The 16,824-nt window shown below is 41.6% G+C and carries 10 protein-coding genes and 3 pseudogenes; 6 read left to right on the top strand and 7 right to left on the bottom strand.

The genetic code is table 11. The features are described 5' to 3' along the window. The first annotated feature begins 219 nt into the window (after positions 1–219). Positions 220–1,824 (top strand): hypothetical protein, encoded by a 1,605-nt coding sequence (locus ANSO36C_RS05460; protein ID WP_251958715.1) that lies wholly within the window; start codon positions 220–222, stop codon positions 1,822–1,824. 64 nt (positions 1,825–1,888) lie between these two features. Here ANSO36C_RS05460 and petJ read toward each other — a convergent pair whose 3' ends face one another. From petJ to ANSO36C_RS05430, 6 genes and pseudogenes are all read right to left on the bottom strand, one after another. Continuing rightward, positions 1,889–2,233 (bottom strand): cytochrome c6 PetJ, encoded by a 345-nt coding sequence (petJ, locus tag ANSO36C_RS05455; protein ID WP_251958714.1) that lies wholly within the window; start codon positions 2,231–2,233, stop codon positions 1,889–1,891. Between the two features lie 246 nt (positions 2,234–2,479). Continuing rightward, a complete protein-coding gene (petE, locus tag ANSO36C_RS05450; RefSeq protein WP_251958713.1) occupies positions 2,480–2,899 on the bottom strand; it encodes a plastocyanin in 420 nt (139 codons plus the stop codon). Between the two features lie 364 nt (positions 2,900–3,263). Then, positions 3,264–3,755 (bottom strand): photosystem II cytochrome c-550, encoded by a 492-nt coding sequence (gene psbV / locus ANSO36C_RS05445; protein WP_118167482.1) that lies wholly within the window; start codon positions 3,753–3,755, stop codon positions 3,264–3,266. Positions 3,756–3,887: 132 nt separating this feature from the next. After that, the gene (locus ANSO36C_RS05440; protein ID WP_190942874.1) at positions 3,888–4,103 is read right to left on the bottom strand and encodes a hypothetical protein; all 216 of its coding nucleotides are present in this window, start codon (positions 4,101–4,103) and stop codon (positions 3,888–3,890) included. Between the two features lie 144 nt (positions 4,104–4,247). Then, a pseudogene (locus ANSO36C_RS05435) lies at positions 4,248–4,676 on the bottom strand (carbohydrate ABC transporter permease); the annotation flags it as partial. A gap of 122 nt (positions 4,677–4,798) precedes the next feature. Continuing rightward, on the bottom strand, positions 4,799–6,928 hold the full coding sequence (locus ANSO36C_RS05430; RefSeq protein WP_251958712.1) for a tetratricopeptide repeat protein: 2,130 nt from the start codon (positions 6,926–6,928) through the stop codon (positions 4,799–4,801). Positions 6,929–7,095: 167 nt separating this feature from the next. Between ANSO36C_RS05430 and ANSO36C_RS05425 the strand changes: the two genes are divergently transcribed. Together ANSO36C_RS05425 and ANSO36C_RS05420 are read left to right on the top strand one after the other, a co-directional pair. Continuing rightward, positions 7,096–7,797 carry a rhomboid family intramembrane serine protease gene (locus tag ANSO36C_RS05425; RefSeq protein WP_251958711.1) on the top strand — a complete coding sequence of 234 codons (702 nt, stop codon included), beginning with the start codon at positions 7,096–7,098 and terminating at the stop codon, positions 7,795–7,797. Positions 7,798–8,250: 453 nt separating this feature from the next. Further along, positions 8,251–10,902 carry a hybrid sensor histidine kinase/response regulator gene (locus tag ANSO36C_RS05420; protein WP_251958710.1) on the top strand — a complete coding sequence of 884 codons (2,652 nt, stop codon included), beginning with the start codon at positions 8,251–8,253 and terminating at the stop codon, positions 10,900–10,902. Positions 10,903–11,172: 270 nt separating this feature from the next. Here the strand turns inward: ANSO36C_RS05420 and ANSO36C_RS05415 are convergent, their stop codons facing one another. Beyond that, the gene (locus tag ANSO36C_RS05415; protein ID WP_251958709.1) at positions 11,173–13,416 is read right to left on the bottom strand and encodes a beta strand repeat-containing protein; all 2,244 of its coding nucleotides are present in this window, start codon (positions 13,414–13,416) and stop codon (positions 11,173–11,175) included. Positions 13,417–13,736: 320 nt separating this feature from the next. On the opposite strand from ANSO36C_RS05415, the gene ANSO36C_RS05410 reads away from it, so the two are divergent. The 3 genes and pseudogenes from ANSO36C_RS05410 (at position 13,737) to ANSO36C_RS05400 (ending at position 16,810) form a co-directional block, all read left to right on the top strand. After that, positions 13,737–14,075: a hypothetical protein gene (locus ANSO36C_RS05410; RefSeq protein WP_251958708.1), complete on the top strand. Its 339-nt coding sequence runs from the start codon at positions 13,737–13,739 to the stop codon at positions 14,073–14,075. 29 nt (positions 14,076–14,104) lie between these two features. Further along, positions 14,105–15,438: pseudogene (locus ANSO36C_RS05405) on the top strand (GTPase family protein). 148 nt (positions 15,439–15,586) lie between these two features. Further along, positions 15,587–16,810 (top strand): annotated as a pseudogene (locus tag ANSO36C_RS05400) (flavin monoamine oxidase family protein). Positions 16,811–16,824 lie beyond the last annotated feature (14 nt).

The raw sequence follows: 16,824 nt of genomic DNA, 5'->3' as shown, positions 1-16,824 counted from the left end.
ATTTTTCAAATTTCTCTTTAGCAAGCTCAAATTTGAAGATATGAAACACCGTTATTGATCAATTAGAAACTTAAATAAATGGCAACTTGGGCGTTTTGATTGCCAGTAGAGAAAGTTATTACTTCCTTTGAGGAACGCATCTCTTACCAGATATTGCAATATATTCGGAAAGAGAAAATCGCTAGTCAACTGCAACTGAGTGAGTGAACGATAACAGCTATGTCTTACGTCTCCCTGCTGAAAAATATACCAGAAATCTTAAGCCAACCAATTGGGATAGCAGCTATAGCTTCCCTTGGTATTCACGGTGCGATCGCCATGATTGTGCCATTAATGCCTGTGGATTCTAACAAGCCTAAAGAAACAGCATCATCCAAAACAGTCGGACTTTTGGAATTGAGCCAAGCCGACCAAAACCGTTTACCACAAACCACACCCCAAATTGGTTTACAACAACTTCCTCCAATAGCCCCGCTTTCTGCTCCGAACTTTAGCACCCAAGCTGGATTATCACCTTTAGCGCCACCGCCATCCAGCCAGTTGGTACTGCCTCCACTCCCCCCATCATCAAATAACTATCGGGTTTCCTCCTTGCCTCCAAGGCAGTCTTTGCGGATGATTCCTAGTAATAATTTGCGGTTTGACGCATCTAAATTTGACAATTCTAAATTTAATACTAGCCCTAAATTTTCTCCTTCAATTTCCCCTGTAAATAACACTGCCAGCCAATACGAGCCACCTAAGCCTTTGGATGTAAATAGGTTGCCAGAATTGCAGTCGCAGAAAATACCTGATGAGATTCTGCAAAATTCCCAATCTCCCAACTTATCTGATACTGCCCCTATTGCAACAGCGCAGGTAAATACAACTTCACAAATGACGCAACCGATTAATGATGCGTCTAGAATTCCGCAAAACCAGCTGATAAGTTCTCTAAAACAAGCTCCAAGGAGTGGGAATACTTTAATTGGAACCAGGGGAGGCACATCCCAGATAGGCGATTTATCGGCGAGGGAAAGTCAACTGGCAATGTCTAACAACAAGCCGCAAAGCATTTACACACAGCTAGACTCCTACGCCAACCTGAGAAAAGAAGTCCAGCAACAATACCCCAACGCTCAACAAAAACCAGTTATCCGCCAAACATTACCCACGGATAAACCGAATCTTCAAGGTGCTGTTTTGGGTGTATTGGTGGTAGATCCCGATGGTAAGGTCTTAGATATTAAGTTTCAAGACAAGCTAGTCTCACCGGAATTGCAATCACAAGCAAGAGAATATTTCAACAAGCAATCCCCCAAGGGAGATAAACAGATTAGTTCCTATCCATTTAATCTCCTTTTCCAAAACAACGGTAGCAATAGTACAGCTACTACTCAAGAGCAAAAGCCCTCGTTATTATCTGCACCGGCAATAAATAACAATCAGCTTATCCCCTCACCAGCAGCATTACCTGATTTGCGAATCAGAAATAACCAGCCTAAGTCTTTACCCGCAGATAGTCTCAAACCATTATCTGAACTGCGAATCAGAAATAACCAGCCTACGCCTTCACCGACAGATAGTCTCAAACCATTATCTATACCGGGAGTCAATAGCAGTCAACCTATCCCCTCACCAGCAGTTACTTCTAAACCATTATCTGAACTGCGAATCAGAAATAACCAGCCCACGCCTTCATCGGCAGCTACTACTCCCGAACCGTTATTGCTACCCAGAGTGAATAAGAGTCAGCCTACACCTTCTGCGGAATCCGATCAAAAATTAGTAGAACGGTTACGCCAAGTGAAGGAAAACAGACAAAAGTCCAATCCAGAGAAATAATCACCAATGGGTGATTTTGGATTAATAAATAAAAAGTAGGGTAGCACATCTGTGCTACCCTATTTTACCAACCATGTTCTGCATTTTGAAAAACATAAGCAGCAACCTCCAGAATCTCCTCAGAGCTTAACTTGCCTTTAAAGGCAGGCATGGCATTTTTGCCATTTTGCACTTGATGAATAATCGCCTGGATTGATTCGCTATCATAATTTTCTAGATACTTTGACAATGCTTCCTTTTTCAAGGTTTTCTGGCTAATCAGGATGTTGCCGCCACCTATATGGCAAGAGGCACAGTTAGCCTCGAAAATTTTAGCACCGTTAGATGTTTCGGCAGCTAGTGCTGGACTAATGAATGTCAATTTGAATAAAGCGATCGCTGACAGTAGGATTAATAAAAGTATTCTCAAGAAAATTTCCTCGCAACAAGCCTCCAGCAAGAGTATAAACGCGATTAATCTCCGATTAAGTCAAATTTGATCAAAATTGGCGGTAACGAGTTCATCCTTCCATCGCTACAGGTTGTTTAGCGTCTTAGGAGATGATGGGACTCATTACCGCCATTTCATGAATTTTGTGCGTCACTCTTAGGAGTGTAGCGTGTCGCTATGAACTAATTTCATTGAGAAATTATCTTGTTGTCAATGGCGATGTTCTTAGCCTTCGACAGTGATTGTACCAACCATGCCAGCACCACGGTGGGGTTCGCAGTAGAAAGTGTAGTCACCAGCAGGTGCGTCTGCGGGGAAGATAGTTGCTTCCTTTTGACCAGCACTCATCAGCAAATTCTTATGAGATAGAGATTTTGCTAAAGTGGCATCCTTGGTCGGGTTCTTGGCAGGATCAAACACAACATTATGGGGAGGAACTTTATTGTTCACCCATTCAACCGTGTCGCCTGGTTTAATGGTCAACTTTTTCGGTTCAAAAGCCAGCATTCCTTTATCGCTACCCAATTTCACCTTGTAGGTTTCAGCCGAAGCACTGGGAGTAAAAACAGCAAAGCTGCTAACAACTAAAAGGATTGTCAACACAGCTAAACTAAGGCGTCGCAAGCTTGCCGAAATTAATTTCATACCTCTCTCCCAACATATAATTTTTTCCCTTTCTCATTTTAAATAAAATCAACGCCAAATATGACAATCTGTCATAGATAAATTTTTTTTTAAGAATGAGGAGCAATTTATTGCAAAAAGTTGTGCAAATAGTAATAAATACTAGACTGACATAGCACAAAATGCCTGCCAATAAAGGTAAAAGTAAAATAAGATATTTTTCTTTTTACTTTAGGAATATTTTGACTTTTCAAAAATTTTTTGTGCCCTTGTGAGAACCGAAGCAGCCAAACTTCGGTGAAAACTAGGGAATGGGGAATGGAGAATTGAGAATGAATTCTTCCCAATGCCCTATTCCCTATTCCCAATGATTCAGTTCCAGGATTTAGTAATAGATTTTCCCGCCTCCCCACTTAGTGCCAACGATTTTAGGTTGTAAGAGAATATGACCGGCGATCGCCTCCAAGTCCTCATCCGTCAGATTTCGCATTGCTGTGAAAATATCTGCACTTTTGATGCTGGGGTGTATTTCGGAAATCTCTTCTTCCCCGTCGTAAGTGGTGGGGTTTTTCAGGTAATCTACCAAGCCTTCAATGTTGTTACGGTTAGGTGTTGCCAGTGCCAGATCGTCTGGTGTGAGTCCTACGTTCTGGTTTGTTTTGGTAACTCCCCCCGCATGACATTGGGCGCAAGCGTAATTAAATAAGCGTTTGCCTTCTTTGACTTGTTTAAGGCTGAGTACGGTTGTCTCACCTTGAGTATTTAATGGCACTGTTCGGGTAGCTTTGTCCAGTTCCACTGCTGTCGCGCTACCGACAAGCAACTGAAACGAGAGTAAAACAGTAACCACCACAACGCCAATTAGTCTTCTAAACATGTTTCCCCTCAAAAATTTTGACGCTCAACACAGCTAAGAACGCGATTCTCAATCTCCAAGCTGCTAATTGCTAATGACTCATTGTTTTTTGTCATTAGGTATCAGTGATTAGCCAAAGCCGATGATAACCCTTCAGGTGGCTTCGTTGTCACCCAGCGAGTCGCTAGTACCTTTTGGGCGTATTTCAGACGATATTTGGGAAATAATTGCCTTTGCATCTTCTAACGCCAAACGGGTCTTTTGGTGTTTGTAGGCGATTCCCAGTTGGTTGCACAGAGAAAACACTTTTTCTACAGGAATGCTGTAGTCGGCTGCTATCTCTGCGATCGATAGGTCTGCAAAACCCATAATGCTTATTAACTGATAGATAGAGATTGAGTCTCTGTAATACCAATATCACGTTAGGAGTGCAATTTGTTGCCCAAAATACTGTTTGGGATGGGGAGTGGGGAATAAGGAAGAAGGAAAGAGTTTTCCAATGCCCTATGCCTATTAACTTTTCCCCCCGGTAAAGGGGATGTTTTGAATAAAGTAACGATTAAAAAAGGCGTAAATACCTAAAGTCGGCAAAGTGAAGATTATAGAAGCCGCCATAATGTACTTCCAATGGCTGATGTATTGACGTGTAAAGGGGTTCATCCCCCAAGGGAGGGTAAACATTTCTGCCCCAAATAGGATAATTATAGGCAGTAAAAAATTATTCCAACCCCCCATGAACCCAAAAACTGGCTGCGCTGCTAGTGATGCTTTTGCTAAAGGCTAAGACAATATATCGAAAAATTCATATCGGAAAATTCCAAAGGTATTTAAGCCATCAAGTTGTGCTATTTTTTCTATTTCTTTAGAAAAATTAACGAAAAACTGCCGCATCATAAAGAAAAAAATGGCATTTACTATGCAAGGCACAATCATGCCTTGGTAAATTTTTCATTTTTGGATTGGTCAATTACTAGTACAGTGCGGCGGAAATCAAGCTACTAGTTTAAAACTTGCAAAAGCCTTGATATACAAAACTTTTGACTTTTGACTTCCGCCCTGCGGCACTAGGGTGTCGTCTGCGGTGGATTCGTAGGATTAGGATCTGGGATAATTGGCACGATTATAGGCTTTGGTTTCTCGCCTTGCAGTTGAATCTGGGCTTGGTTGCGACCGTCGATTGCTTGTTGGTAATTAGACTTGTATTTTATTGCTTGATCGTAAGAGGCGATCGCATCTTGAAACCGTTTCAAATTTAATAGCGCATTACCCCTGCTATACCAGCTTTCGGAATGGTCTGGTTTATAACGAACTGCCTTATTATAAGACGCGATCGCATCTTCGTATTTCTGCAATATATATTGTGAATTCCCCAGATTATACCAGACTTGATAGTCATTCGGCTTAATTTTTGCTGCTCTACTATAAGCTTTTATTGCTTCTTCATAGCGTTGACTTTGATGCAGCGACCAACCCAAATTATACCATGCCTGATAGTTACTAGGATTGTATTTAATTACTTGATTAAAAGATTCAATTGCTTCTGGATAACGTCGTAAATTTAACAGGACATTACCCCTTGACAACCAAGCTTGATAATAATTTGACTGGTATTGCACAGCTTTGTCATAAGCGGTGAAGGCATCTTGGTAGCGTTGCAAATTTACTAATGAATTCCCCTGATTATACCAAGCTTGCTCATAGTCTGGTTTTAAATCGGCGACTTTTTGGTATGCTGCGATCGCTTCTTCATATCGCTGAGAATTTTGTAAAGCTAATCCTTTTTTGTACCAAGCTTCATAATTATCTGGTTTGAGTTCAATCGCCTTATCGTAAGATTTAATTGCTTGGTCATATTGGTTTAAATTACTGAAAGCTTCACCCTTAGCATTCCAGACTTCTGAGTTATCATTATTTAATTGTAAGGCTTTGTCAAAAGACGCGATCGCTTCTTGATATTGGCGTAAACTTCCCAACACAAAGCCTCGTCCGCTCCAAGCTTCAAAGTAATCTGGCTGAATTTGAATTGCTCTATCATACGCTGCTAAAGAATCTTTGTATTTTTTTAATTTATACAGCGTTTTGCCTTGACCATTCCAGCCTTGAGCATAATCTGGGCGGATATTAACGGCTTTTTCATATACTGCTAGCGCGTCTGGATAGCGTTGTAAATCAAAAAGCGTATTTCCTTGTTTAGATAATTCTATGGCATTATTTGAATTCATGTGATTCAAAATAAATATTGATGCTACTCCGCTAACACCAATAAAAAATATCGTTAGTAGAATTTTCCCTAATATACCTTTTTTCGGTTGAGGTTTACTTATATTTTTTGGTGGAGAAATAGGAGTTAATGCTATTGTTTGGTCAGGTGGTTGTGTTAACTCTTTCAGGGCTTGTAATGCTACCGTTGCCGAAGGATAACGTTGCCGAAAGTCGTAGCACACCATTTTATCTAAGAATTGGGCAAATTCTGGCGTTACCGTCGCTTTATCTTGCCAGATAATTTCGTTAGTATCAGCATCTTTTGCTATTTCCTCTGGTGATAATCCAGTGAGAGCCTGAATAGCAATTATTCCCGCAGCATAGATATCACTGCTTAATTTGGGCGTACCATGAGCTTGTTCTCCAGGGATGTATCCAGGCGTACCTATAGCTACTGTTGCTATAGTTTGACCTTGCGGTGTAATAACTTGAGTGGCAATTTGTTTAACTGCACCAAAATCAATTAAGATTAATTTGCCATCTGGTTTTCGTCTGAGGATATTTCGAGGATTAACATCACGGTGAATTACATTCTGTTGATGGACAAATTCTAAAATTGTCAAAAGTTCTTGTAAAAGCGAAATTACTTGCTCTTGACTTAGGGTTTTTCCTGATGTTAATTCTTCACTCAGATCATGACCTTCGATTAATTCCTGTACGAGATAGAATTCGGCATTATCCTCAAAGTAAGCTAAAAGTTGGGGAATGCGATCGTGAGTTCCTAATTTATACAGAACTTGTGCTTCCGTATCAAATAAACGCCTAGCTGTCTCCAAAGTTACGGCATCAGTTGCCTGGGGTTTAAGTTTCTTAACAACACATGGGGGTGAACCGGGTAATTGGGTATCGCAAGCCACAAAAGTTTCACCAAAACCCCCACCTCCTAAGTTACTAATAATTTGGTATCTTCCTACAAGTGTGTTTCCCAGCATCTCGTTTACCTAGTTAAGTGCGATGCGATCTGATTTCAATCTTGCCACACGTTAAGGGGGAGTAGGGGGGCAGGGGGCAGGGGGCAGGGGAGGCAGGGGAGGTAAGGGAGGCAGGGGGAGAATAAATAATAAAATAACTAATGACTAATGACTAATGACTAATTTATATGATTCCTATTGGTGATAATATTCGTTGTCGGAGTAAGCCAATTATTAATTATTGGTTAATTGGCATTAATATTGCCGTCTTTTTATGGGAACTTAGACTAGAATTTAGTGGTGAATTAGGATATTTTATCAATAGTTGGGGTGTGATTCCAGCGCAGATTAGTGGGGCAATTACAAATGCACTCTTTTTTAACAACTCTGCTGCTTGGATAATTGTAATTTGGCGAGCATTCTCACTACTTTTGGGAATATTTCTGCACGGCAGTTTTAGTCAAATATTAGGAAACCTACTATTTTTGTGGGTTTTTGGAAAAACTGTAGAAAATATTCTCGGGCATGGACGCTATCTAGGATTTTATCTGGCTACTGGTGCGATCGCATCTTTAGTACAAATTCTGGCTGAACCTAGTTTGACAGTACCATTGATTGGGGGCAATGGTGCGATCGCAGCTGTTTTAGGAGTGTATATTATGAAGTTTCCTAAAGCTAAAATTGACACAATTTTGCCGCTAATAATTTTGTATATTCCCATCGAAGTTCCAGCCTTTTTCTATATATTTTGGTGGTTTGGACAACAATTATTTTATGGTATCGGCAGTTTAAACATTCCCCCCGTTGGTGTAAATCAATCGGGTGCTGTCTTCTGGGGGCAAGTTGTAGGATTATTGATTGGTGCAGCTTTCATGCGTCTAAAGAAATAAATTTAGCTCTTAAGATTAAGTAGATAAAAATAAAATTTTGTTACACGATTTTAAGAATTATTTCAAATTGAGAATTAAAATGCTCTTGACGACACGCTGCACCTAGTTTGCTTTTTTGCAAGAGTGCGCGGACTCGCTAATGCTGCGCTATTCGCCAGTAGTACAGAATACCCAACTGAATTCTGATAACTAGCACCTTTATTATGTTGCGACAAAATTAATTAAATTGGCTCTTAAGCTGTTCTAAATTTAACTTACATATATTAAGCTGTGATGCCCGCACTTCTACGGTTATTTGAACTTAGTTTTAAATTTTTGAATTTTGAATTTTCAGTTGTTTATGTGCCTTTTGATGGATTGCATTTGTTAGTTTAAAAATCCATACTTATAAAAATAGATGATATTTACTCTTGAAATCAATATTGATTGTTGGAGTTTTGAGCAGTGTGCAAGATGCCAAATGTTGATAAAATTAACTTTAAATTAACTGATGAATTAGCAGTTTTACGTCAGCGTGTAGCTGAGTTAGAGCAATCAGAAATATATTATCAACAAAGGCAAGCAGCACTTGAGGATCAATTAATACAACTAGAAACAAAACTGGCTATAGCAGCACAAAATACCCAGATTCAAGTTGGTGAGTATGATGTAAAAAAATGGCATTTTGAACAGGCAACATCTACAGCCTTCAATCTGCCTACAGATGTGACAGTAATTTTACAGCAACTCCAACAAGAAATTGCCCAGAGGCAGCAGGTAGAAGTCTTTCTGGGGGAGAGTGAAAAAAGGCTCAAGCTAGCTCTAGAGTTTTCCCAGATGGGCTTGTGGGATTGGAATGTTGTTACCAATAAAGCCATCTGGTCTGAGAATTATCAAGTGCTTTTTGGTGTGCTTCCTGGTAGTTTTGACGGCCCTTACGAAACCTTTCAAAAGTGCGTTCATCCTGAAGATAGGCAATCTGTAATGCAAGGGATTGTCCACGCTTTGGCACAAAAGACTGACTATAACGATGAATTTCGCATAATTCGCTCAGACCAAAGTGTACATTGGATTTCTGCCAAGGGAAAATTTATCTATAACGACCAAGGAAAACCGGTGCGAATGATCGGGGTTTGTATGGAAACTACTGTGTGCAAGCAAGCAGTAGAAAGTACTCGTGAACTTACAACCCAAGTCCAAGAACAGGCAAATATTTTAAATGCCATCCTCACCGCCTCGGTTGATCACATTTACATCTTTAATCGTAGAGGTTGCTATCAGTTTGTCAGTCATGATGCAGCTACCGTATTAGGCTTTAAGACCCAGGATCTTGTCGGAAAAACTTTGCAAGACCTGGATGTACCCGCAGATCTTATAGAACAGGTAGATAATCAACGACAAGCTGTCATGAAAACTGGGCAGCCAATCAAGGATGAGTGTAAATATGTTACTGCTGATGGGGTGCATTATTATGAATACATCCTCACACCATTACGGAATTCCAATCAAAATATTGAAGGCGTAATTACTGTTTCTCGTGATATTACAGAACACAAACGGGCAGAAAAATCATTGCGTGAAAGTGAAGCGCGATTTCGGCGTTTGTTTGAATCTAACTTAATCGGTGTCGCTTTTTGGAATCTGGATGGCTTTATTGTTGATGCTAATGATGCCTTTCTTCAACTAACTGGCTACACTCGTGATGAGTTTGCCACTTTAGGTAGAATTAATTGGAGAGAACTTACTCCTGCCGAGTATAAGCATTTAGACGATCGCGCCCTTTTGGAAGTGCAAGCCACTGGAGTTTCCAGAGTTTATGAGAAAGAGTACGTCCAGCGCAACGGGAAGCGAGTACCAATTGTTTTGGGGATAGCCTTACTGGATGACTCCAAAGATAATGGTGTTGCTTTCTTACTGGATATTACTCAGCGCAAATCATTTGAGAAAGAATGCAGTAATTTACTCCAACGAGAACGAACAGCACGGCAACAAGCAGAAATTGCCAACAAAATCAAAGATGAGTTTCTGGCGGTTCTCTCCCATGAACTGCGAACCCCACTCAACTCCATCCTGGGATGGTCGAAAATGCTGCGAACTCGCAATTTTGATGAAAAAACCACTAACCGCGCCTTGGAAACCATTGAACGCAACGCCAAGTTACAAACTCAGCTAATTGAAGATTTGTTGGATGTGTCTCGCATTCTTCAAGGAAAATTAAACTTGAATATTTGTCCAGTGAGCTTGGTAATGGTAGTTGAAGCAGCACTAGAGACAGTACAACTAGCAGCACAAGCCAAATCAATTCAAATTCAGACCATATTTGATCCCAGGTTGGGACAAGTGATGGGCGACCCTAATCGGCTTCAACAAGTTGTGTGGAATTTGCTCTCCAATGCAGTAAAATTTACACCAGCAGGCGGACGGGTAGAAATTCGACTCATGGAAGTTGGGAACCAAGCTCAGATTCAGGTCAGCGATACAGGTAAGGGAATTAGCCCAGAGTTTTTGCCTTATGTGTTCGATTACTTTCGCCAAGCTGATGGCACAATTACGCGGACATTTGGTGGATTAGGTTTAGGATTAGCGATCGTGCGTAAAGTTGTAGAGATGCATGGGGGAATTGTTCAAGCCGAAAGTTCTGGAGAAGAATTGGGTGCAACCTTCACTGTTGAGCTACCGCTTTTGGTCAGAAGTGAACAGCTTCGGCATGAAGAAAATGAATCTTCATCTTGTGCGCCTGATTCCCCACTCCCCTCAGACACTCAAATTTTGGTAGTAGACGATGAGCCAGATATCCGCGACTTAATTACCTTTATTTTGCAAGACTACGGTGTACAAGTAACCGCCGTAGCATCAGCAGAGGAAGCATTACAAGCGCTGTCTGAGTCCATTCCAGATATTTTAATTAGTGATATTGGAATGCCAAAAACAGACGGTTATATGCTGATGCGTGAAGTGCGATCGCGATCGCCAGGGCAAGGAGGAGACGTACCAGCGATCGCTCTCACAGCTTATGCAGGCGAAATGAATCAGCAGCAAGCATTAGCAGCCGGATTTCAAATGCATATTTCTAAACCAGTAGATCCAGATGCATTGGTGAAAGCGATCGCTGATTTGATAAATTAGTCAAAAAATCCTGCATCATTTACCACACCTCGCACTTTTAAAATTTATGATCTTGCGTGCTACCCAGGGATGGAACCCTAATTATCTAGGACTTACGCACTGTACAAACGAATGATCTTGTGTATTAACGTAAATAGGTCGTTTCAGCCTTTTCCAAACCACCCTTTATTAGTTGCGATCGCAAAAAGATAGTTGAAAAATTTAGCTAAAAGCTTTGAAAAGCATACCTGTCATTTCGGCTTTTCTGTCAATGCGTAAGTCCTATTATCATTAAACAACAACAAAATTGCTGTTGTTTAATGACAAGCCAGCAGTAACTAAACCAAATTGTACCTGAGTAAATGCACTTGCACTACCATCCTGGTCAAAGAACAATGCACCTGTAGTGGAGTTGTAAATAAATCTTTCAGTGCTAGTGGTTGCAGATGTTCCAAGTGTAAATTGATTGGCTAAGAGTACACCTGCTGAGAAACCGCCGCCAAAACCAGCAGACGACACCTGAATTACTTCATTAGTGGTTTTGAAGCCATAAATAGTATCAAGTCCTTCATTGAAACTACTGAAAACAAAGGTATCACTACCACTTCCTCCATAAAGGCTATCATTACCTTTGCCACCTGTGAGGATATCATCGCCACTGCCACCTTTGAGAATGTTATTACCAGAAGCCCCAGACGCTGTGAGGGTATCATTGCCATCACCACCGTCGAGTAGATTATCGCCTAATGAAGAGTCAACATTCAAAGAATCGTTACCAGCACCACCGTTGAGCGTGTTATTGCCAAAAGAGCGAGAGTTGTACTCGTTGTAGTAGGTGTCGATGAGCTGGTCGTTGGCATACTCAGAGTAGGAGCTAGAATCATCATAGCCAGAGATGGAAAGAGAATCATTGCCATCACCACCAGAGAGTAAATTATCGCCTGTTGAACCAATAGCGCTCAAGTTATCATCGCCAGCGCCACCATTGAGCGTGTTATTGCCAGAAGAGCGAGAGTTGTTTGTGGAATTAGAGTCACTGGGAAGCTGGTAAAAATCCTCGTTTCCGTCTCTTATCTGTTGGCTGTAGTAGCCAGAGACGGAGAGAGTATCATTGCCATCGCCACCAGACAGCAGGTTATCGCCTGTTGAACCACCAGCACTCAAGTTATCGTTACCAGCACCACCGTTGAGCGTGTTATTGCCAAAAGAGCGAGACTCGTTGTTAGAGCCACCATAATACCGGATATTATATGTATTCAAATCGCCAGAGATGGAGACAGAATCATTGCCATCCCCTCCAAAAAGCAGGTTATTGCCTTTTGAACCACTAGCACTCAAGGTATCATCACCAGCACCACCGTTGAGGGTGTTATTGCCAGATGAGCGAGAGTCAGAGAAAGAGAAAAAGTCTTCATTAGAGCTATAATCTTCTCCGCCAGAGATGGAGACAGAATCATTACCATTGCCCCCAGACAGTAAATTATCGCCTTTTGAACCGCTAGCACTCAAGGTATCGTCACCAGCACCACCGTTGAGAGTGTTATTGCCAGACGATACAGAGTTGAAGTCGTCCTCGAGGTAAAGTAATTGGGAATAACCAGAGATGTTTAGGGAATCGTTGCCATCGCCACCAATAAGCAGGCTATCGCCTGTTGAACCGCTAGCACTCAAGGTATCATCACCAGCACCACCGTTGAGAGTGTTATTCCCTTTAGACCGGAAGTCGTAGCCTTCTAAGTACAATAGAGGGTAGTACTGGTAGCCAGAGGCGAAGAGAGTATCATTACCATCGCCTCCATCGAGCAGGTCATCCCCTTCTGAATTGTTAACATTGAAGTCACTCCTCGTACCAGCAACAAGAGTATCATCGCCCACACCACCAATGAGAGTATCGTTGCCAGTACCACCCCGCAGCAAGTCGTTACCACTTAAGCCGTTGATGATGTCGTCACCTCCTTGACCGTTGATAACATCATCTGAGTTGTCAAAACCGTTAACATTGTTGTCCAGGTCGTTGAGGAAGGTGACTGTGTTTTTTCTAAAGACACTGCTTTGAGTGGAGTTAGCATTGAAGACATCAAAGCTGTCTTGAATACTGCTTTGCCCATTAAATAGAATATTGCCTGAGTTTAGAGTGGCTCCAGTAGATTTGGTGAGGTTATCTAGATTTTCCAAAGCAAAGTTTTGCAGGATGACTTTAGTTATCTTTTGAAATTGACGAGATCCAACTTTATAACCTCCTATCCCTTCAAAGCCGATTTCCAAGTTTGTGCCATTCTGGGTGAGTACCAGATTTTGTGCAGTCAACCCACCACCAACAAATTTGATGGTATCGACTTCAGCAATGACTGTTGCTGAGGGATTTGTGCCTTTACCGATGCCACCAAAATCAGTGATTATGTCTGGCTGTTCAGTTCCGTTGTTAACGTTGTAAACAAATATATCCTTGCCCCCTCCACCAGTTAGGGTGTCTAACTCGTAATCGGTAATGCCTTGTAAGGTATCGTTACCTTCGGTTCCAATGATATTTGCCATAACTTTTTCTTACCTGAATCGATTTTTGGAGTAACTTCAGTTGTCAATAATCGGGTTAGTGCTGTTTAAGGACACAAACAAATAATTTGCCGATAGTTGCAGCTTTCGGCATAGTTTATTCACTCTTTTGAGTCACCAATTTCCCTTTTAATTGGCTTGCAAACATCACTTATTCAACTATTGAAGACTATCTAAATCTTAAGCACTGTACAAATTTATCAGCGTGTGGATTCACAAAAATAATTAGTTTCAGACCCCTTGATGTAATTCTTCACTAGCCCAGGTAAGGATTTACCACAAGCATTGCTGAAACAATAGCATTGCAAGTTGATGCAATAGCATTGCAAGTCGATGCAATAGCATTGCAAGTCGATGCAATGGCATTGCAAGTCGATGCAATGGCATTGCAAGTTGATGCAATAGCATTGCAAGTTGATGCAATGGCATTGCAAGTTGATGCAATGGCATTGCAAGTCGATACACTGGCATTGCAAGTCAATGCAATAGCATTACTAGTCGATGCAATAATTACCTGTGCTACATTTTTCTACGACGATTCGTCTAGGAGTGTGAGACACCGCTACCTCAAAAGGCAATTCTCCAGGTTGATAACAATACTAACGGTACTAGTTATCCCTTTGAGAATCGCTATAAGATGAGTAAAAGGGTCTTCTACGTTTAGATAGAAATGACTGAGCAACGTGATGCTGACTCACCGTCAACTGATTCTCAGCAATTGACTGAACCGACTGATGGGGCAACTACCAAATCGGTCGATGATTCGTGGACAAACCGCATTGGCGGTGTCTGGAACAAAGCAACAACACATCTAGCGCAACTCTTACCCGTAGAACAAGTGGCACAGACGCTTGTTGGATGGTTTAGTGTGAGCGAAACTCAGGTTGCCGAGATTTTAGAGAAAATTCGAGCCGAACTGCCAACCACTGAAGCGCTGCTGATTGGTAACCCCAAGCTGGAAAAAGTTCAATTGTCCGGGGATTGACGGGAGTTTCTGCCGAAATTGTCGGTCAGGGATTTCGTCCTCACACGCAACATACCCAGCGCTATGCCTATCCTTCCAATGACCTGCCGTTACTGATTTTTACTGATACGGTAGGGTTGGGTGATGTTAAACAAGATACTCAATTAATCATTCAAGAGTTAGTTGGCGATTTAAAAAAGGAAACTCGTTCCGCTAGAATCTTGCTTCTCACCGTCAAAATTAATGATTTTGCAACTGACACGCTACGACAAATTGCTCAACAGTTGCGCCAGCAGTATCCAAATATTCCCTGTTTGCTGGTAGTTACTTGCTTGCACGAGGTTTATCCTACCGATACCGTCGATCATTCTGCCTATCCACCAGATTATCAAGAAATCAACCGCGCATTTGTCGCAATGCAGCAAGCCTTTGCAGAAATAACTGACCGCTCTGTACTCATTGACTTTACCCTAGAAGAAGATGGCTATAATCCGGTATTTTATGGCTTAGAAGCATTGCGAGATTCTTTAGCAGAACTACTCCCAGAAGCAGAAGCACAGGCGATTTATCAACTATTAGATCAAGAAGAAGCAGGGAAGCAACTTGGTAATCTTTATCGAGATGCTGCACGCCGTTATATTTTGCCATTTTCGATTATGTCTGCCACTCTTGCGGCTGTACCTCTGCCATTTGCCACAATGCCAGTACTCACTGCCTTGCAAGTATCAATGGTGGGTCTGTTGGGTAAATTATATGGGCAGACAATTACACCATCACAGGCGGGAGGAGTTGTGAGTGCGATCGCAGGTGGTTTTTTAGCACAGGCAATTGCACGAGAGTTAATTAAATTTATACCAGGTTTTGGTAGTGCGATCGCAGCATCTTGGGCAGCCGCCTACACCTGGGCGTTAGGGGAAGCAGCTTGCGTTTACTTTGGTGATTTAATGGGAGGTAAGAAACCCGATCCCCAGAAAATTCAATTGGTGATGCAAGAAGCATTTCAGGCGGCGCAAGAAAGGTTTAAGGGAATTAAACGTTAAGACTTGCTTAAACGAATTACTATCGTAAATCTACTCACACTGCTATATTCAATCTGGAATCCTATTCTGTACACTTGTAGCTTTATTTAGCCAAGAAATTAAGAATACCCTAAATTGCTATCCTTCCCCAATCACTAGTTCCGCATCCATGTTCAACCTAAATCGCCGTCAGTTTTTATTGCGGAGTACTCTCGCGATCGCCGCAACTATCACCTACGATCAAGTACAAGCCCAAAAACCACCTTCCCCCGGCGCTTTGCCCAAAGGATTACCGCGTCAAAAGGTGCTTATTGTCGGTGCAGGGATTGCCGGTTTAGTGGCAGCGTATGAATTAACGGCAGTTGGTCATGATGTCACCGTTTTAGAAGCAAGGAAACGTGTCGGTGGTAGAGTGTTAACCCTGCGAGGAGCCTTCCAAGGAGAGGATTTAGTAGAACTTGGAGCGGCCAGAATCCCACCCAATCATCATTTAACCCTTGGTTACATCAAACATTTTGGTTTAAGACTTTCACAGTTTGCGCCGACAGATGGGAAATATCTGACGATGAAAGACGGAAAACCTTTATTAGTCGCAGCGAAAGAACTATTTCAAAATCAACCACAAATGCGTGCCCAAGAGATTCAAAAACTGACGGATGGATTTGATCTACTTCCCCAAGCATTTGCCCAAGCATTGACTAGAAAAATTAAACTTGATGAGCCTGTTGCTGGGATTGTACAAACATCTAATGGTGTTGAAGTATCGTGCTTATCAGGGCAACGATATCTTGCTGATTGTGTGTTGTGTACTGTCCCGTTAACTGTTTTAAATCAAATTACTTTTTCACCTGAGCTATCTCCAGCAAAAAAACAGGCTGCGGCAGGAGGATATAACTATCGAGCAGCAACCCGTGGCTTTGTTAAATTTCCTAATCGCTTCTGGGAAAAAGATAACTTAAATGGCTGGGGATTTTTCAAGGATGAAGAACTGTGGCATACTACTTGGGATAAACCTGAAAAGACAGGTATTCTTCATGCTTATCTTAAAGGAGAAAAAGCTCTTGAGATGGATGCTTTTGAGGGCGAAGCTCAACAGAAAAAATTACTCCAGCATTGGGAAAAGTTTTTGCCTGGGGTAAGTAATTACTCTGTGCGATCGCACTTTTATTCATGGACAAAAGATATCTTGGTCAAAAGGAGGCTGGGCCTATCCAACAGATGAACAGGAGAAAAAACTATTTCAGAATTAGGGAAGTCAGAAGGAAAGATTTATTTCGCTGGAGAGCATACTTCTAAGACCAGGGGCTGGCTTCAAGGAGCATTAGAATCTGGACTTAACGCTGCTAAAGAAATTCACTTTGCTGGCTCTACCGTTCCTTTGATGAAAAAGTGATTATATAGCCATCA

It is taken from the genome of Nostoc cf. commune SO-36 (assembly GCF_023734775.1).
In the GTDB taxonomy this organism is placed as follows: domain Bacteria; phylum Cyanobacteriota; class Cyanobacteriia; order Cyanobacteriales; family Nostocaceae; genus Nostoc; species Nostoc commune_A.
The sequence above is the reverse complement of the archived record's forward strand: the minus strand, read 5'-3'. Positions and strand labels throughout refer to the sequence as shown.